General features: G+C 66.3%; 17 protein-coding genes. 9 read left to right on the forward strand and 8 right to left on the reverse strand.

Going from position 1 to position 16,594, the window contains the following annotated elements:
* Entirely contained in the window at window positions 1–1,158 is a 1,158-nt protein-coding gene (locus tag CFOUR_RS00255) for an alpha-amylase family protein (protein WP_085957016.1), read from the forward strand.
* On the opposite strand, the gene CFOUR_RS00260 is transcribed toward CFOUR_RS00255, so the two are convergent.
* Both CFOUR_RS00260 and CFOUR_RS00265 read right to left on the reverse strand, forming a co-directional pair.
* Entirely contained in the window at window positions 1,137–1,682 is a 546-nt protein-coding gene (locus CFOUR_RS00260; RefSeq protein ID WP_085957015.1) for a hypothetical protein, read from the reverse strand. The genes CFOUR_RS00255 and CFOUR_RS00260 overlap by 22 nt on opposite strands.
* A gap of 151 nt (window positions 1,683–1,833) precedes the next feature.
* Window positions 1,834–1,914 carry an excalibur calcium-binding domain-containing protein gene (locus CFOUR_RS00265; protein ID WP_230471878.1) on the reverse strand — a complete coding sequence of 27 codons (81 nt, stop codon included), beginning with the start codon at window positions 1,912–1,914 and terminating at the stop codon, window positions 1,834–1,836.
* A gap of 50 nt (window positions 1,915–1,964) precedes the next feature.
* Between CFOUR_RS00265 and CFOUR_RS00270 the strand changes: the two genes are divergently transcribed.
* Entirely contained in the window at window positions 1,965–2,093 is a 129-nt protein-coding gene (locus CFOUR_RS00270; protein WP_268989766.1) for a hypothetical protein, read from the forward strand.
* 343 nt (window positions 2,094–2,436) lie between these two features.
* Here the strand turns inward: CFOUR_RS00270 and CFOUR_RS00275 are convergent, their stop codons facing one another.
* On the reverse strand, window positions 2,437–3,747 hold the full coding sequence (locus tag CFOUR_RS00275) for a M20/M25/M40 family metallo-hydrolase (protein ID WP_085957013.1): 1,311 nt from the start codon (window positions 3,745–3,747) through the stop codon (window positions 2,437–2,439).
* 40 nt (window positions 3,748–3,787) lie between these two features.
* On the opposite strand from CFOUR_RS00275, the gene CFOUR_RS00280 reads away from it, so the two are divergent.
* Window positions 3,788–4,378: a TetR/AcrR family transcriptional regulator gene (locus tag CFOUR_RS00280; RefSeq protein WP_101706355.1), complete on the forward strand. Its 591-nt coding sequence runs from the start codon at window positions 3,788–3,790 to the stop codon at window positions 4,376–4,378.
* 9 nt (window positions 4,379–4,387) lie between these two features.
* Window positions 4,388–5,746 carry an AMP nucleosidase gene (amn, locus tag CFOUR_RS00285; RefSeq protein ID WP_085957012.1) on the forward strand — a complete coding sequence of 453 codons (1,359 nt, stop codon included), beginning with the start codon at window positions 4,388–4,390 and terminating at the stop codon, window positions 5,744–5,746.
* Window positions 5,747–5,749: 3 nt separating this feature from the next.
* On the opposite strand, the gene CFOUR_RS00290 is transcribed toward amn, so the two are convergent.
* Window positions 5,750–6,979 (reverse strand): dicarboxylate/amino acid:cation symporter, encoded by a 1,230-nt coding sequence (locus CFOUR_RS00290; RefSeq protein ID WP_085957011.1) that lies wholly within the window; start codon window positions 6,977–6,979, stop codon window positions 5,750–5,752.
* Between the two features lie 136 nt (window positions 6,980–7,115).
* On the opposite strand from CFOUR_RS00290, the gene CFOUR_RS00295 reads away from it, so the two are divergent.
* The 3 genes from CFOUR_RS00295 to CFOUR_RS00305 are packed head-to-tail and all read left to right on the forward strand — an operon-like array spanning window position 7,116 to window position 9,908.
* Entirely contained in the window at window positions 7,116–8,048 is a 933-nt protein-coding gene (locus tag CFOUR_RS00295) for a Sir2 family NAD-dependent protein deacetylase (protein WP_085958364.1), read from the forward strand.
* Window positions 8,045–9,112 carry a glycosyltransferase 87 family protein gene (locus CFOUR_RS00300; RefSeq protein WP_290179566.1) on the forward strand — a complete coding sequence of 356 codons (1,068 nt, stop codon included), beginning with the start codon at window positions 8,045–8,047 and terminating at the stop codon, window positions 9,110–9,112. The genes CFOUR_RS00295 and CFOUR_RS00300 overlap by 4 nt, the downstream gene beginning before the upstream one ends.
* The gene (locus CFOUR_RS00305) at window positions 9,045–9,908 is read left to right on the forward strand and encodes a CAP domain-containing protein (RefSeq protein WP_143338962.1); all 864 of its coding nucleotides are present in this window, start codon (window positions 9,045–9,047) and stop codon (window positions 9,906–9,908) included. The genes CFOUR_RS00300 and CFOUR_RS00305 overlap by 68 nt, the downstream gene beginning before the upstream one ends.
* On the opposite strand, the gene CFOUR_RS00310 is transcribed toward CFOUR_RS00305, so the two are convergent.
* Window positions 9,892–10,647: a serine hydrolase gene (locus CFOUR_RS00310; RefSeq protein WP_085957008.1), complete on the reverse strand. Its 756-nt coding sequence runs from the start codon at window positions 10,645–10,647 to the stop codon at window positions 9,892–9,894. The genes CFOUR_RS00305 and CFOUR_RS00310 overlap by 17 nt on opposite strands.
* Window positions 10,648–11,703, reverse strand: coding sequence for an ROK family transcriptional regulator (locus CFOUR_RS00315; RefSeq protein WP_085957007.1), 1,056 nt, complete (start codon window positions 11,701–11,703; stop codon window positions 10,648–10,650). It lies immediately after the preceding gene.
* A 67-nt stretch (window positions 11,704–11,770) separates the two neighbouring features.
* Here CFOUR_RS00315 and CFOUR_RS00320 point away from each other — a divergent pair, with 67 nt between their 5' ends.
* Window positions 11,771–13,405 (forward strand): DUF885 domain-containing protein, encoded by a 1,635-nt coding sequence (locus CFOUR_RS00320; protein WP_085957006.1) that lies wholly within the window; start codon window positions 11,771–11,773, stop codon window positions 13,403–13,405.
* On the opposite strand, the gene CFOUR_RS00325 is transcribed toward CFOUR_RS00320, so the two are convergent.
* The gene (locus tag CFOUR_RS00325; protein ID WP_101706354.1) at window positions 13,380–14,369 is read right to left on the reverse strand and encodes an AbrB family transcriptional regulator; all 990 of its coding nucleotides are present in this window, start codon (window positions 14,367–14,369) and stop codon (window positions 13,380–13,382) included. The two genes, CFOUR_RS00320 and CFOUR_RS00325, sit on opposite strands and share 26 nt — an antisense overlap.
* Before the next feature lie 18 nt (window positions 14,370–14,387).
* Here CFOUR_RS00325 and CFOUR_RS00330 point away from each other — a divergent pair, with 18 nt between their 5' ends.
* Window positions 14,388–15,134: a TSUP family transporter gene (locus tag CFOUR_RS00330; RefSeq protein WP_085957004.1), complete on the forward strand. Its 747-nt coding sequence runs from the start codon at window positions 14,388–14,390 to the stop codon at window positions 15,132–15,134.
* On the opposite strand, the gene CFOUR_RS00335 is transcribed toward CFOUR_RS00330, so the two are convergent.
* Window positions 15,120–16,571 carry an amino acid permease gene (locus CFOUR_RS00335; protein ID WP_085957003.1) on the reverse strand — a complete coding sequence of 484 codons (1,452 nt, stop codon included), beginning with the start codon at window positions 16,569–16,571 and terminating at the stop codon, window positions 15,120–15,122. The genes CFOUR_RS00330 and CFOUR_RS00335 overlap by 15 nt on opposite strands.
* Between the last annotated feature and the right edge of the window lie 23 nt (window positions 16,572–16,594).

Here is a 16,594-nt window from a genome sequence, read left to right on the forward strand (position 1 = left end):
ATGCTCGACCGCACGATTTGGTGGCACGTCTACCCGCTGGCCGCCCTCGGTGCGCCGATTCGGGAAGAGAAGGATCGCGCGCACCGGCTGCGGGCGCTGGAGCCGTGGCTGGACTACCTCATCGAGCTCGGCTGCAACGGCCTGCTGCTCGGGCCCATCTTCGAGTCCGCAACCCACGGCTACGACACGCTGGACCACTTCCGCATCGACTCGCGCCTCGGCGACGACGCCGACTTTGACTGGCTCATCAGCGCCTGCCGCGACCGCGGCATCCACGTCATGCTCGACGGCGTGTTCAACCACGTCGCGCGCACCCACCCCTGGGTGGAGCAAGGACTGGCCGGCAACACCGACTGGGAGGGCCACGGCGAGCTGGCCGCCCTCCACCACGCCGACCCCGCCATCAAGGACGCGGTGGCGGACATCATGTGCCACTGGCTGCGCCGCGGCATCAGCGGCTGGCGCCTGGACGTCGCCTACGCCGTACCGCCCGAGTTCTGGCGCGAGGTGCTCGCCCGGGTCCGAGACGAGTTCCCCGACGCGATGTTCCTCGGCGAGGTCATCCACGGCGACTATTCGCAGATTGCCGCAGAGGGCACCCTCGATGCCGTGACCCAGTACGAGCTGTGGAAGGCCACTTGGTCCTCGCTGGTGGACGTGAATTTTTGGGAGCTCGCCCACGCGCTCGAACGGCACCCGGCCGATGTACTGCCCAACACGTTCGTGGGCAACCACGACGTGGACCGCATCGTCTCCACCGTGGGGGAGGACAAGGCGGTGCTGGCCGCGGCGGTGCTCATGACCACCCCCGGCATGCCGTCTGTCTACTACGGCGACGAGCAGGGCTTCACCGGCACCCGCGGCGAGGGCTGGTCCGCCGACGACAGCGTGCGACCGGCCCTGCCCGCCTCACCCGCGGAGCTTTCGCCCCTGGGCGGGTGGATGTTCACTGAGCATCAGAGGCTCATTGCTTTGCGACGTCGCAATGCGTGGCTCACCCACTCCCACCTCGAAGTGCTGGACAAGACCAACGAGACCATCTCGTTTCGCTGCTCCGACGGCGAGCAGTCGCTGCAGACGGACCTCTGGCTTGAACCCGCCCCCGGCGTGCGGGTGCATGCGAACGGCGAAGAGCTCTACAGCTGGATGTTGAAGTAGGCGAGGATCTGCGTGAGCGCGTCACGCAGGATCTTCAAAATGTCCGGCAGCTGCAGTGTGGCCACGTTCGCCACCGGCACCTCGAAGGTCGGAGTGCCCGCCGGGGCGAGGTTGATCTGCAGTTGTTGCTGCTGCGGTTTTTGCTGTTGTTGCGGCTGCGGCTGCTGGGTCTGCTGCTTCGGGGCCGGTGCCTGGTTCTGCGGCTGGCTCTGGCTCTGGGGCTGGCTCTGCGCCGGCTTGCCCTGGGTGCCCTTCAGGCCGCAGCGGTTCGCGGCTTCGTCGACACGCGAGAGTGCGTCGAGGATCTGCGGGCCGCGGCGGTCAAACGCGGCGATCGCGCGGGCCTGGCGGACTTTCTGCTGGTAGTCGGCGTCGTTGGTCCAGTAGCGCGAGGCCTGGTCGCAGGAGATCGGGCCGGATGGCAGCTTGGCCAGGGCGTCGTCGATGGTGTCTGCGCTGGCGGTCGGCGCGAGGGCGACGGTTCCGGCGACGATGCCGGTCATGGCGAGGGTGCGAATCTTCATGCAGGCCAGTATGTCACGGATGGGGCAAATGTGGCAGGTGTGGCGTAAAGCTTTGTGGCCCAAAAGCCAAATCCAGCTAGTAGGTTCCAGCTTTCAGGCCGAAAAGGGGCTGTTAGCTGAGTCCTACTAGCTGGATCTAGCCAGAGGCGGCCTACTTTGGGCGTTTTTCGCATCCCACGCCGTCGCCGTCGCGGTCCAGGTGGGATCCATACCCTGCCTCTCCGCGGCGAATCGGGCGGCCAAGATCATTCCAAACTGCCCGGCAGTTCGGATACGATTTCGATGCCGCTGCCGGGCGCGGTGCAGGGGCTGGTGCAGGCGCAGGGGCTGGTGCCGGGCGCGGTGCAGGGGCTGGTGCAGGCGCAGGGGCTGGTGCAGGCGCTGGCTTCGCCGCCGGGTGGCACGGAATGAGCTGTGGTGCCGGGTTCGGGATAATACCCTGCTTCATCGCCCAGCACACGCCACCAGCGATCGCCGCATTGACGGCGATGACCCCCACAACGCCGAGAACGATTTCTAGTGTGGTGAGTTCTTCATCGACTGCCGGAGTAGAGGGGGAAGTCGTAGCGGTTTCAGTCGGGGATGGGGTGACGGCTACCGAAGTGGGTGCCGAGGCAGACGGCGTGGCAGTGGGTTCTAGGGCGCTGGCGGTGGGGACGAAGAGTGCACCGGCGGCGAGGGAAGCTGCGGTGATCGCAGATACAAGAGATTTCTTCACGCTCCTAATTATTTCACAGCTGTTTGAGAGCAGTTTTTACGCCCCGACGAAGCGGCGGATCAGGGAGCGGTACGCCCGCACGGTCAGGTCCACGTCCTCCACGGCGACGGATTCGTCGTGGCTATGCAGCTGGCCCAGCACGGAACCCAGCGTCTCGTCGCGGGCGTGCAGCGCGAAGCCGTAGCCCACGCCGCCTTTACGACGGGCAAAGCGCAGGTCCGACCCGCCGGCGGCGATGGTCGGCACGACTGGCACGCCGGGGAAGAATTCGTTGAAGGTGGACAGGATGGCGTCGTAAAGCGGACCGCTCGTGGGGGAGACGGTGCCCTCCTCGGTGATGAGGTGGGTGATCTCCACCTCGTCGGCGAGGTCGCCGAGCGCCTCACGCAACAGCTCGTCGATCTCGTCCTGCGTCTGGCCCGGCAGGGGGCGGATGTCCAACTCCATCCACGCCACCGACGGCAGCACGTTAATCGCGTCGCCGGCGCGCAGTACGGTCGGCGAGAGGGTCAGGTGACTCATGGCGTGGGAGTAGCTCTCGAGCTGGCCGAACGCCTCGTAGCCCTCGCCGCGCAGCAGGGCCGCCTCGGTGTCCGGGTCGAACTTCCAGGCGCGGACGTAGCCTTCCCAGATGTCGTCGCTGCGCACGGCCGGTTCGATCGCGGCCACGCGCCGGGCCACTTCACCGATCTTCGCCACCGCCATGTCCCGGCCGAACGGGGCGGAGCCGTGGCCCGCGTCGCCGTGCACGGTCAAGCGGCGCTGGCCCGCGCCCTTCTCGCCCACGACCACCACCAGCGCGTCGGAGCCATCAACAGCGGGGATGTGGGAGCCGCCCTCCTCGGACAGGCAGTTGTCCCAGGAGAAGTCGGCGTTGTCAGCCAGCCAGGCGGCACCCAGGCCCCCGCGCGCCTCCTCGTCGGCGCAGCCCACAAAGGTCACGGTGCCGCGGGGGCGCTCACCCCGCGCCACGTCGCGCACGCACGCCGCCATCGCCGCGGTGATGTAGAGCATGTCTGTGGCACCCCTGCCAAAAACGCGCCCGTCGACGATCTCGCCGCCGAAGGGTTCGTGGGTCCACTTGTCCTTATCCACCGGCACGACGTCGGTGTGGCCGAGCAGGGTCAGCGGCTCAGCCTCTGGGTCGGTGCCCTCCACGGTGAAGGCGATGGACACGCGCCCGGGGTGGGGCTCGTAGCGCTGAACGCGGACGCCGGTACCTGCGAAGAAAGCCTCGAGCGTGCCGGCGTTTGTTGCTTCCTGTCCAGAATCTGCCGTGAGATAGTTGACACATCCGTTTTGGATGAGGTTCTGCAATAGTTCGAGGGTGTCATGGGTTAGGCTCATAGCAGATAAGCCTAACGTTGGATACCCCTGGAGCATCAGGATGAACGAACACTCTCTGCCCGGCCGTCGCTCGGAAAGCACTGACCCCCGGGCGCTGCGCACGCGCAAGGCGCTTGTCGACGCCGCCCTGCGCCTCCTCAACGAGCACGAAGTGGCGGATCTCAACGTCTCCCAGATTGTGAAAGAGGCCGGTGTCAGCCGCCAGGTCTTCTACCAGCACTTCGCCGACCGCGACGCGCTGATTCTGGCCGTCGCCGCGGACTGGGTGCTCGACGCGTACGAGCGCTTCGCGGAGCGTTTCGAGATCGACCAGAACTTCGAGGCGTCAGTCGTCGAACTGGCTAGCGTCGTCGACGGAAAAAACGAAGCTGCCGTGCGCCTGATCGATTCCCCGGTGCACACCGTGTTGGACAACGAAGTGCAGCGCGTTATGCAGGACACGATGCGCGAGCAGCTGCTACCGCGCTCGAAGGAGTGGGGGGATGCGGACACCGAGCTAGTCGCCGACATGTCCCGCGTCTACGTCGCCGGCATACAGCGCCTCATTGAGCAGTGCGTCCGCGAAGGCTGCACCGCGGAGGAGATCGGCCGCCGCGCCGAAGCCGTGCGCCGTGTGTTCATTCGTGAGTAACCTGGCTGCATGTGTGAGGTACCGGAGGTCGTCGCAAAGCTTCAAGCCCTCTACGAAAAGTCGTGCGACATCGCGCGATCGGGGCAGTTCGACCGCTACGGGGAGGTGCGCTACCCCAAGCTGACAGTTGAGGTGCTGCAGTGGCGCCCCATCGACCGCTCCGAGCCCTTCGGCTACGTCGACGAGGCCGGCACGTACTCCGCCGTGATCTCGCGGCCCGACCTGATGGAGGGCTACCTCACCGCCCAACTTGAGGCGTTGACCTCGAACTACCCGTGCGACGTGCAGGTGGACTACTCCGATGTGGTCATCCCGCCCGCCTACATCAAAGGCATGCCGCCTATCGACGAAACGCTGAACCTGCCGCGGCCCACCCTCGACGAAGTCCACGACGCAATCGTCGACGGCCACTGGGACGCCTTCAACGGAGCCGAAAAGCCGCTGTTCCACTTCGGCCCGCAACGCTTCGACCTCGCACTGGCGCGACTCGAGCACTACACCGGAATCGAAGCCGACTCGCTGCAGCGGTTCATCCTCTTCACCAACTACGCCATGCACGTCACCGAATTCGTGAAATTCGGGCTGCGGGAACTATCCGACCCCGAATCGCGCTACACCCGGCTGGTGCTGCCCAGCGGCGAGACCGTCTCCGACACCGTGGCGCTGGAGGATCTTGAGCTCGGCTCGAAATTCCAGATGCCGCGCTACGACCTGGTCACCGAGAACGGCGACGGCATCACCATGATCAACATCGGGGTCGGCCCCTCCAACGCGAAAACCATCACGGACTCGCTGGCGGTGCTGCGCCCGGAGGCGTGGATCATGATCGGCCACTGCGCCGGCCTAGACGCGCGCATGCGCATCGGCGATTTGATTTTGGGCAACGCCTACGAGCGCCACGACCACGTGCTGGACGACTATCTGCGCCGCGAGCTGCCCATCCCCGCCGTGCCCGAAATCCAGCGCACCCTGGAAAAAGCGGTGTCGAAGGTCTACGGCTCCGACGCGTCGCTCATGCGCACCGGCACCGTGCTGAGCACCGGCGACCGGAACTGGGAGTGGAAGGACCCGCGCGACCTGTGGGAGTGGCTGCGCGGATCCACCGCCGCGGCCGTGGACATGGAATCCTGCACCGTCGCCGCGAACGGCTACCGCTACCGGGTGCCGTACGGCACCCTGCTGGCGGTGTCCGACCTGCCGCTGCACGCCGTGCCGAAGCTGCCGGCCGGGGCCCAGGCGTTCTACTCCAACTCGAAAGAGGCCCACGTGATGTGCGCGGTGCGGGCGGTGGAGAAGCTCGCGCGGCACCCGGAGCGGCTGCGGACCCGCAAGCTGCGGCGCGCGATCGGCGAGGTGCCGTTTAGGTAGGGGCTACCAGCGGCTTTCGTCGAGGATCTTCTCCCGCTTGGCCACCACCGTGGCCACGACGGACTGGCCGGTGACGTTGACGGCGGTGCGGCCCATGTCGATGATCGGGTCGACTGCCAGCAGCAGGCCCACGCCGGAGAGCGGCAGGCCCAGGGTGGACAGGGTGAGGGTGAGCATGACCGTTGCGCCGGTGGTGCCAGCGGTGGCCGCGGAGCCGAGCACGGACACGATCACGATGAGCAGGTAGTCCGACACGGCCAGGTCGATGCCGTAGAACTGGGCGACGAACAGGGCGGCGATGGCGGGGTAGATGGAGGCGCAGCCGTCCATCTTTGTGGTCGCGCCCAGCGGGATGGCGAAGGAGGCGTAGGAGGAGGGCACGCCCATCGCTTCTTCGGTGGTGCGCTGGGTGACCGGCATGACGCCCATGGAGGAGCGGGTGGCAAAGCCCAGCGTGGTCACCGGCCAGACGCGGCGGAAGAACTCCAGCACGGGGATGCGGTGCGCGGCCAGAACCACCGGGTAGAGCACGAACAGCACCAGCGCGAGGCCGATGTAGATGGCCAGCACGAACTTGCCCAGGGAGCCGAGGGCGTCCCAGCCGTAGGAGGCCACGGCGTTGCCGATGAGCGCGGCGGTGCCGATGGGGGCGAGGCGGATGATCCACCACAGCACTTCCTGGACGACCTTGAGCAGGGATTCGTTGAACGCGATGAAGGGCTCGGCGGGCTTGCCCACGCGCACTGCGGCGATGCCGAACAGCAGCGAGATCACCAGGATCTGCAGCACGTTGAACTTCACGGAGTCGCTGGAGACGCCGAGGCCGAAGATGTTGGCGGGCACCACGGAGTTTAAAAAGCCCATCCAGGAGCCGGTGGAGGACGGCTCCGCCGCGGTTGCCGCGTCCACCGAGGTGTTGGCGCCGGGCTTGACCAGAAGGCCGACCCCGATGCCGATGAGCACGGAGAACAGTGCGGTGATGGCGAACCAGACCAGGGTTTGCGCGGCCAGGCGCGCGGCGTTGGTGACTTGGCGCAGGTTGGCCACGGAGGTGATCACGGCGGTGAATACCAGCGGCGGGATCAGCAGTTTCAGCAGCTTGACGTAGGTGGATCCGACCCAGTCCAGGGTTGCTGCCAGGGGTTCGACGTCCACGGCGAGAAAGCCGAGGGCGAGGCCGATGATGAGGCCGTAGATGACTTGTGCGCCGAAGCTTGTTGCCCACTTAGGCATGCGGGGCTCCTTCTAGACAGAACTGTTCATTTATGTGTTTAAGACGTGGATAACCTACTCCGTTGCTACCAAAATGCAAACTGGGCAAACAGACAACACGGTCTGTTTGTGGTTGTCGGTCTACACTGCCCAAAACATGGAAACCCACTTCGACGACCCAGCTATCGCCATGGCGCACAGATCCGCCGTGCGCTCCATCGAGCGGGTTGTCACGGAAACGGCTGAACCCACCGAGGACGCCGCCAGCAGGATCCTCGAGCAGCTGCAGGACCCGAAAACGCTGGTCATTACCGGCGCGGGCATCTCCACCGATTCGGGGATTCCCGACTACCGCAGCAAAAACGGCCGCCTGACCAAGGGCCGGCCGATGACGTTCCAGGAGTTCGCGCACTCCCCGGCGCAGGTGCACCGCTACTGGGCCCGCGCCTTCGTGGGCACCCGCTTCATGCTGACCGCGCGCCCGAACCGCGCCCACTTCGCCTTGGTGGAGCTCGAGCGGGCCGGCCTGTTGCGCGGCATTGTCACCCAAAACGTGGACGGGTTGCACGCCAAGGCCGGCTCCGAGCACGTCATTGCGCTGCACGGCGACATGGAGCACGTGGTCTGCCTCGACTGCAAGGCCCTGCACGAGCGTTCGCTTATCGACGCCCTCCTCACGGCCGCCAACCCCACCTTCTTCGAGTCCGTCCAGGTGGAAGGCTCCATGCTCAACCCGGACGGCGACGTGGAGCTCAGCGACCGCGACGTGTCCCGCTTCCGCATGATCGCCTGCCCGAACTGTCACAGCAGCCGCCTCAAGCCGCATGTGGTGTATTTCGGAGAAGGGGTGCCTACAGAACGCAGACAAGCGGCTGAGCAGTGGCTGGCGGATTCCACCGGCGTGATCGCGATTGGCACCTCGTTGGCGGTGATGAGCGGCTACAAGTTCATCCTGGACGCGAAAAAGCAGGGCAAACCCACCGCCGTGATCAACGGCGGGCCCGGGCGCGCGGACGCCAAAGTGGACACGCTGTGGCGAGTAAACATCGGCGACGCGCTCGATGAGATCCTGGACGGGCTCGACCTGTGATCGGACTGATCCTGCTGCTCGCCTTCGCGGTGTGGCGCTACATCGACACCGGCCTGCCGAATGCTTTTACCGCCGATTTTCCCAGCGACCTGAAGGTTTACCTGCTGGGCGGGCAGAAGGTCGCGGCTGACCAGCCCCTCTACGAAAGTGACCTGCTGCCCGGCCTGCCGTTTACCTACCCGCCGTTCGCCGGCGTGGTGTTTTCCTGGTTTACCGAAAGCACCGCGCTTGGTATCGCGTGGAAAATTTTATCTGTGCTGGTGCTGCTGTTGGTGGTGCGTGCGTCTACAAGCAAACACGCCGTCTTGCTTACCGCGGTGTTCGTGCTGTGCCTGTCGCCTGTGCAGGGAACGCTGTACTTCGGGCAGATCAACCTGCTGCTGGTGGGCCTGGTGTGCCTGGATTTCCTGCCACGCAACAAACTGCCCGGCATTGGCGTGGGGCTCGCGGCGGGCCTGAAGCTCACGCCGGCGTTCTTCCTGCTCCTGCTTGTGCAGCAGCGCCGGTGGGGTGCCGTTTGCATTGCCGCGCTGACGTTCCTGTGCACCGTGGCCACCGGGTTTTCGGAGGTGGTGGACGCGAAGAGTTTCTGGACTGATGCCATGTTCGCCACCACCCGCATCGGCACCGACGACAACCCGGGGGCGCAGTCCATCCGCCAAGTGCTCGCCCGCGCCGGGGTGGACTCGCCGGTGCTGTGGCTCGCGCTCGTCGCCGCGGTGACTGCCCTTGCGCTTTTTGCTTCTCGACGAGCTCCCGCACCCCTGGCCATCTCGTTCATCGGCATGACGTCCTGCCTGGTCAGCCCGTTTTCCTGGTACCACCACTGGGTGTGGGTCGTGCCCATGCTGGTGTGGGTGTACAACCGCTGGGGCCCGCTGGTGCTGGCGCTGTTTATGGTGCCGTTTGCGTCGGTGAACCTGTTTTACGTGCCGGACGTGCTATTTATACCCGTTCCAGTCGGCTTCATGCTCTGGTACAGCCTATACTCAGGCTATGCGCATCCGTCTTCTCGCCGCCGCTCCAATAGCAGCTCTGACACTCGCCCCGTTCGCCGCCGCTGACCCGGCACCCGTCACCGGCGTGGAGCTGAACCAGCCCGCCGGCCAGGTCGTCGCCGTCGAAGCGAAATTCAATCTCACCTCCGACCAAGACACCGCCATGCGCGAACTGCGCAAGCTGCGCGGCGACATGTGGGACCGCAACGTGGCCTTTGACGGGATGACCCTGCGCCAGGCCGCGGCAAAGCAAGGGCTGAAGACCCGCCAGGCCTACGTGGACGCCGCCCAGTACGATGCCGGCCTGTCCCGCGTCGCCCTCCAGCGCGGCGCCGAGGCGACGCAGTTCTTCCGCCACGAGCGCCCGTACAACGCCACCTGCACCGCCAACTGCGGCGACACGGGGACCGCGACCTACAAGGGCAAGGCCGGAGCAGGGGAGAACCTGCACTCCGCAGCCAACATGGGCAAGGCGATGCAAGACTGGGGCTACGGCGAGGTCAACGACCTGGTCCGCGCCAACGGCCACTTCAACACCGGCAACGGACACCTGCACAACCTGCTCGACCCGCAGCTGAAGCGCTACGGCTTCGCCAGCGTGGTCACCGCGGAAGGCGAGGCGAGCGTGACGGCAGCCGGCTGGACCACCGCCGGTTCCGAGCGCATCGAGGGTGAGCAGAACACCGTGCTGCACCGTCCCGCCAATGGCAGGGAAACGCCCAACACCACCCCGAAGAAGCTGGTTTTCGGCGGGTCTTCCCCGCGGGACATTGTCGCCATCATCACCGCCGTGCTGACGGTGTTGTCGGTGCTGTCGGCGCTGTATAAGTTCGTCGAACCCTTGATTAATCAGGCACGCTAGATTCGAGCAGCTTCGCCACCTGGTCGAGCGCGTCGATCGTGTCGTCGTAGCTGCCGTCTGCCGAGCGTGCGCCGATGGACACACCGTAACCGTCGAACCAGCCGAACTGCCGGGTGTGCCAGGCGCCGTCCTCCTCGTTGTCGGACCAGCCGCCCTTGAACGGCACGTGCTGGAGCTGGCCCAGCCCGTAGGACTGGTCCTCGGCGATGTGGTGCATGTCCGCAATGGTCGGGTCGTCCTCGTCTAGCTGGCTGAGGTAGTAGGCGTACTTGGCCTGCTCGGCGAACGACCACTCCGTCATGCCGAACGCGCCCTGCGCCTCCACGTGGGCGCCGGACTTGGCAATTTCTTCCTCGACCTTTTCCGCGGCCTGAGCGTCGCTGCCCATGCAGTCCCACAGGGCGCGTGCGGAGTCGTTGTCGGACCACTCCACGGACGCTTCGGTGAGGTCGTCAATGTATTCCTCGCCGTACTCGCAGTGCGCGGCCGCGGCCCGGGCGATGGGGATCTTGATGGTGGACCACGCCGGAAGCACGTCCAAGGACCCGGCTCGGGTCGTGGCGGAGCCGTCGTAAAGCGCGACGCCCACCTCGGTGTCCGTGTCCTTTTCAACAGCCGCCACCGCCTCGTCGAGGCCCGCGAAGGGAGTGGTCGTCGTGGGGGTCTCCAGGGGCGGCTCGGGGGAATCGGTGGCGCAGCCCGCCAACAGCAGCACACACAGCCAAGCGGCGCGCTTCATCTATTTCCCCGCCACCTTCAGCGGCTCACGCAGCACGAAATCGAGTGCCACGGCGCGGGCGATGTCGCGCACCACCTCGGGGTGGGAGGGGATCACGCGCAACGCCGGGGTGCTTTCCGTCTCGGAGCGCACGGTGCGCGCGAAGGGGCCGCTGGCCAGGGGGTCGTCGATAAATGCGCTGCCCGCGACCACCACGGTTGCCGGCGCGTGGGAGGTGCACAGCTCGGCCACCAGCGAGCCGAGCCCCCGCGCGCGGCGGTCCAGCGCGTAGCGGGTGTCCTCGCGCGAATCCGTCACCGCGTCCTTCAAGGTGCGGATCTCGGGCACACCGATGGCGTCGATCAGCCCCCGGGTGGTCAGCTCGCCCTGCTCCACCTCGATCGGCTCCACGCCTTCCGGGTGGGAGATGGCGCACGCGATGGAGTCGTCCGCGAACAGCGCCATCACCGACGGGATGTTCAGCGACGGGGTGGACTGCATCTCCGAGCCCACGATCGCGCTACTGATGGAGGACACCTCCACCGGCACCGAGAACTGCTCGCGCATCTGCTCGCCGATGTTCACGCCGTCCCACCCCAGGTTCGGCGCGAACACTGTGCCGCCTTTGCGCACGCTGCCGGAGGTGGTCACGCCGACGGTGCGCAGGGGGCGCTCCACTTTGGTGGTCAGCTTGTTCAGCTGCGCCATGATGGACTGGATGAAGTCGTCCTCGCTGACGTTGCTGACCGTGATGTCCATGTCGCGGGAAATGAGGGTGCGGCCCTTCAGGTCGAACAGGGCCACGTAGGTGGATTCGGTGCCCACGGACACACCGGCGTGCACCCCGGGGGTCTCCGCCAGCTCCAGCGGGATGGTCGGGCGGCCGCGCCCCTTGGACTGGGTCAGGTCGTTGCGCTCCGTGACGTAACCGGCGTCCACCAGAGAAGCGATGGCGCGGGTCACCGTCGGCTGCGACAGCCCGGTCTCCTTGACAAGGTCGCTTCTCGACGTCGTCTCGTACAACCGAATCAGGTGCAGGCATTTCGCTGCTGGTGTGCGCGGACGTGAGAAAATCATGATGAATATATTTACTCGCTGAACGCTCAGATTGTCCATTTGGCCAGCTCGGATACAATCGCTCGGCATGACCAAGCGCGAGCCGTCCCTGTTGGACGCCACATGTGAGGACTTTGTCTATGACCTGGCCGAAATCAGCCCTACCCTGGCCACCCAGATCGGCGTAGACGGCCACGACGGGGAGCTGCAGGACTTCTCCCCGGAGTACTGGGGGCGCCTGGCGGACAGGATGCGCGACCTTGTCGCGGACGTGGACGCACTCAACGACTGCACCGACGCGTCCGACGACGAGGACGACTTCGACGACGTGGACAACCTCACCGCCGCCATCCTGCGCGACCGGATGAGCGCGGAACTGGAGTTCCACCACCGCGGCGAGCTGCTGTGCCGGCTGAACAACATCGACTCGCCGGTCCAGACCATCCGTGACTCTTTTGCGCTCATGCCGAAGGTGACGCAGGAGGATTTGGACAACATCGCCTCGCGCATGTCGCGCATCCCGAACGCCTTGGCGGGCTACCGCGAGTCTTTGACCGAAGCGGCGGGCAGCGGCGACGTGGCGTCGCATAGGCAGATCGACGCGGTGATCAACCAGTGCGAGCTGCTGGGCGACACCGAGTCCCAGCTCGACCATCTAGGCCTTAACCCGGATTCGCACGTGGTGGGCCACGCCAAGGAAGCGTTTTTGGAGATGGCGGACTGGCTGTCCACCGAGCTGTCGCCCCAGGCCTCCCACAACGACAGCGTTGGCCGCGAGCGCTACCAGCTGTTCGCCGAGTTCTTCCACGGCCGCGAGGTGGACCTGGACGCCGGTTACGAGTGGGCGCAGGAGGAGCTGGCGCGGACTGTGGAGGAGCAGCGCGCCATCGCCCGCCAGCTCTACGGGGACGTCTCCGTGGCGGGGGCGTACCGCAACCTGGACCAGGACGAGCGCTACATCCTGCGCGGCACCGACGCGCTGCTCGAGTGGATGGCCGGCATCAACGAACAAGCCGCCGAAGCGTTCCCCGTGCCGGAGGGCCTGCACCAGGTGCAGTGCGGCATCGACTACGCCGGCTCCGGCGGCATCTTCTACACCCCGCCGAGCGACGACATGCTCCGCCCCGGCACCATGTGGTGGTCTGTGCCGGAGGGCCAGGAGACCTTCCACACCTGGCAGGAGCTGGCCACCGTCTTCCACGAGGGCGTGCCGGGCCACCACCTGCAACACGGCTACGCCCTGCTCAACCGCAACGAGCTGAACCTGTGGCGCCGCTCCGTGTGCTGGAATTCCGCCCACGGCGAGGGCTGGGCCCTCTACGCCGAGCACCTGATGGAGGACCACGGCTTCTTCGAGGACCCGGGCTACCGCATGGGACTGCTGGACTCCAGGCGCCTCCGGCTCGCCCGCGTGATGGTGGACATCGGCGTCCACCTGGGCAAGTGCACCCCGGAGGGCACCGGCACCTGGGATGCCCAGTACGCCAAGGCCTTCCTGCGCGACAACACCGCCATGCCTGAAGCGAACCTCGCGTTCGAGCTGGACCGCTACATGGGCTGGCCGGGCCAGGCGCCGTCTTACGCGCTGGGCTACAAGGATTGGGTGGATCTGCGCCGGCAGGCGCTCGCCCAGGGCATGAGCGAACACGAGTTCCACGTCAAGGCCCTGAAGTTGGGCTCAATGCCCATGGACATGCTCACCCACGAGGTGTTAAACCACTGAGGATTTTGGGCAGCCACCCGGCGAACAGGATCACCATGATCAGCCGGATTACCTGCAGCGCCACCACCGCCGGGCTGGTGGCCAGCACCAGCACCGTCTCCAGCGCGCCGGGGCTGGTGGCCAGGTAGCCCTCGTAGAAGCTCAGCCCCAGCCACTTGGCCATGAGCCAGCCCATGCCGGCGCAGGCGAGCATCAGCCCGGCGATGTAGGCGAGGGTGGCCGGCAGCAGCCGGGAGAACTGCCGCAGCGCCGGCACGGACAACCCGCCGCCGCACATCCACCCGATGGCCAAAAAGCCCACGATGGACAGCAGCCGCGGCGGCACAATCTCCACGTCCACACCCGCGCCCACACACACCGTAAGGATCATCGGGCCGAACACCGAGGGGTTCGGCAGCCGGACCAGCCGGCCCACCACCGCGCCGGCGACTATGAGCCCCGGCACGAGCAACCACATCCACCAGGCGGGGTCCGCGTCGGTGTGGGAGGTGGTGGAAAACTGCGAGGCGACCAGCGGCAAGGACACAGACACGATGAGCAGGCGCAAATACTGGCTGAGGCTGACATAGCGGATGTCCGCGCCGGCGTCGCGCGCGAGTGCGGGCATGAGCGACGCGCCGCCGGGCAGCAGTGAGAGCACGCCCGTTTCGCGTGAAACGCCGTGGTTTGCCAGCACCAGCCCGCCCACAAAGCCCAGTGCGATCACCGAAGCGCTGGCCACCACTCCGGGCAGCAGGTAGGGCAGCGGGTTCATTCCCACCAGCGGCAGCGCCGCCAGCACGCCCACGGTGCCGCGGGCGAAGGTGAACAGGTGCTCGTTGACGGGCAGGTCCTCCTCCGTGACCAGCGCCACCGAGCCGGCTCCCAAAATCCCGGCGAGGATCCAGGCGGCCGGCACGTTCAGCCAGGACAACAGTAGGCCCAGCGCCACGGAGAGGGGAGCAGCGACGAGCCAACGGTTCATGTGGGGCATAGTAGTCGCGTGCTATTCGTTCTCCTTGTCGCGTCCGCGTTCGCGGGTTGGATCGACGCCGTCATCGGCGGCGGCGGGCTCGTGCTCATTCCGGTGCTGATGTCGGCCACGTCCATGCCGGTCGCGTCCGTGATAGCCACGAACAAGGTCGCCGCGATCTCCGGCACCGCCTCCGCCGCGGCGACCCTCGTGCGCCGGGTCGGGGTGCCCAGGGTGACCTGGGTCTACGCGTTCATCGCGGGGGTCGCCGCCGCGCTCGGCGCCAGGGCAGTCTCGCTTATCGACGACTCCGTGTCCACCCCCATCATCCTCATCCTCCTGCTCGCGGTGGGGGCCTTTGTCGCGGCCAACCCAACGTTCGGGCAAGAGGGAAGCGGCGTCTTCTCCGGCAAGCGCCTCGCCCTAGCCGCCGTGGCCGTGGCTGTGATCGGCGGCTACGACGGCTGCTTCGGGCCCGGCACCGGCATGTTCCTGATCATGGCGCTGACGGCTATTTTCACCCAGGGGTTCGTGCGTTCGGCTGCCATGGCGAAGGTGATCAATACCGCCACGAACCTCGGCGCGTTGGTGGTCTTCGGCCTCGGCGGGTTTATCAACTGGCCACTGGCGCTCGGTTTGGCCGTGGCCAACGTGGCCGGCGCGCAGCTGGGTGCGCGGACGGTGCTTAAGGGCGGCTCCGCGCTGGTGCGCGTGGCGCTGCTCGGGCTCGTGGTCGTGCTGTGCGCGAAGCTGGGGTGGGACCTACTCCAGCACTAGCGAGCCGGTAGCCAGACCGGCAACGGCAACCAACGCGGCGATCAGCACGATTGCCACCACGACGCGCTCGAAGGAGTTGAACAGCTGCTCGCCCTGCCTGCGGCGGTTCCAGATGTAGGGCACCATGCCCGGCACCACGGCAAGCGCGCCGAGCAGCACGTAGACCAGGTCGGCGGCGTAGATCAACCACAGCGAGTACACGGAGCCGATCAGACCGACCAGGAGGTGGATCCGGTTGTCGCGGCGAGAGACAACAGGCCCGGAGTCGTCGAAACGCGTGCCGGCGTGCGGGTGCGTCAGGCCCTTGCCACGGATGGTCAGCAGCACCAGGTAGATGGAGGAGAAGATGTAGGGCAGCAGGTACATGATGGTGGCCAGCTGCACCATGGCGTTGTAGGACGCCGCGGAGAGGAAGAACACCACCACGAAGAACTGGATCGCCAGCGTGGACAGCAGCTGCGCGCGCACCGGCGAGCCGTTTTCGTTGTGGCGGCCCATCGAGCGCGGCAGCAGGCCGTCCTGCGCCATCATCACGATCGGCTCGGCGCACAGCATCTGCCAGGACACGTACGCGCCCAGCACGGACAGGCAGAGTCCGACGGAGATCAGCACGCCGCCCCAGGGGCCAACCACTTCCTCGAGCACCGCGCCCATGGAGTTGTCCGGCAGCGCCGCCAGCTCCTCCTGGCTGAGCACGCCGTAGGAGAGGGTGGACACGGCCATCAGCAGGCCCAGAACTGACAGGAAGCCGATGATGGTGGCCTTGCCTACGTCGCTGCGCACGCGCGCCTGCTTGGAGTACACGGAGGCGCCTTCGATGCCGATGAACACCCACACTGTGTACAGCATGATGCCCTTGAGCTGGTCCGCAAACGGCAGGTTGGAGCCCCAGAAATCCATGGTGAAGCGGTCCCAGGAGAAGCCGAGGAAGGCCACCAGCACGATGAATGCGACGATGGGCACAAGCTTTGCGACGGTCGTGACCGCATTCATCACCGCCGCCTGCTTCAACCCGCGAGTGAGCCCGAAGAAGATGAGCCAGCTCAGCGCGGACACGGACAGCGCCAGCACCCAGCGGTTGGAAAAGCCGGGGAAGTAGTAACCCAACGTATTAAAGAACAGTGTGGCGTATCCCACCTGGGCCATCACGGAGCCGAGCCAGTAGCCCATGCCGGAGGTGAAGCCGATGAAGTCGCCCAGCCCCGCACGGACGTAGGAGTAGACACCGGAGTCCAGGTGGGGCTTTCGCACCGCCAGGATTTGGAAGACGAAGGCGATGGAGAGCATGCCGACGCCCGCGATGGCCCAGCCGGTGAGCATGGCGCCCGGGCTGGCCACTGATCCGATGTTTTGAGGCAGCGCGAAAATGCCGGACCCGATGGTGGATCCGATAATGAGTGAGACCAAGGTCCACACAGAGACGGTGCGCTTTGACATGGCGAGTAACACTACATCAGGAG

Source organism: Corynebacterium fournieri (genome assembly GCF_030408775.1).
Lineage (GTDB): Bacteria > Actinomycetota > Actinomycetes > Mycobacteriales > Mycobacteriaceae > Corynebacterium > Corynebacterium fournieri.

What these genes read in the sequence shown, in the direction of transcription:
- CFOUR_RS00255 (WP_085957016.1), top strand. Translation starts at nt 1, where the DNA reads ATGCTCGACCGCACGATTTGGTGGCACGTCTACCCGCTGGCCGCCCTC.
- CFOUR_RS00260 (WP_085957015.1), bottom strand. Translation starts at nt 1,682, where the DNA reads ATGAAGATTCGCACCCTCGCCATGACCGGCATCGTCGCCGGAACCGTC.
- CFOUR_RS00270 (WP_268989766.1), top strand. Translation starts at nt 1,965, where the DNA reads ATGCCGCTGCCGGGCGCGGTGCAGGGGCTGGTGCAGGCGCAGGGGCTG.
- CFOUR_RS00275 (WP_085957013.1), bottom strand. Translation starts at nt 3,747, where the DNA reads ATGAGCCTAACCCATGACACCCTCGAACTATTGCAGAACCTCATCCAA.
- CFOUR_RS00280 (WP_101706355.1), top strand. Translation starts at nt 3,788, where the DNA reads ATGAACGAACACTCTCTGCCCGGCCGTCGCTCGGAAAGCACTGACCCC.
- amn (WP_085957012.1), top strand. Translation starts at nt 4,388, where the DNA reads ATGTGTGAGGTACCGGAGGTCGTCGCAAAGCTTCAAGCCCTCTACGAA.
- CFOUR_RS00290 (WP_085957011.1), bottom strand. Translation starts at nt 6,979, where the DNA reads ATGCCTAAGTGGGCAACAAGCTTCGGCGCACAAGTCATCTACGGCCTC.
- CFOUR_RS00295 (WP_085958364.1), top strand. Translation starts at nt 7,116, where the DNA reads ATGGAAACCCACTTCGACGACCCAGCTATCGCCATGGCGCACAGATCC.
- CFOUR_RS00305 (WP_143338962.1), top strand. Translation starts at nt 9,045, where the DNA reads ATGCGCATCCGTCTTCTCGCCGCCGCTCCAATAGCAGCTCTGACACTC.
- CFOUR_RS00310 (WP_085957008.1), bottom strand. Translation starts at nt 10,647, where the DNA reads ATGAAGCGCGCCGCTTGGCTGTGTGTGCTGCTGTTGGCGGGCTGCGCC.
- CFOUR_RS00315 (WP_085957007.1), bottom strand. Translation starts at nt 11,703, where the DNA reads ATGATTTTCTCACGTCCGCGCACACCAGCAGCGAAATGCCTGCACCTG.
- CFOUR_RS00320 (WP_085957006.1), top strand. Translation starts at nt 11,771, where the DNA reads ATGACCAAGCGCGAGCCGTCCCTGTTGGACGCCACATGTGAGGACTTT.
- CFOUR_RS00325 (WP_101706354.1), bottom strand. Translation starts at nt 14,369, where the DNA reads ATGAACCGTTGGCTCGTCGCTGCTCCCCTCTCCGTGGCGCTGGGCCTA.
- CFOUR_RS00335 (WP_085957003.1), bottom strand. Translation starts at nt 16,571, where the DNA reads ATGTCAAAGCGCACCGTCTCTGTGTGGACCTTGGTCTCACTCATTATC.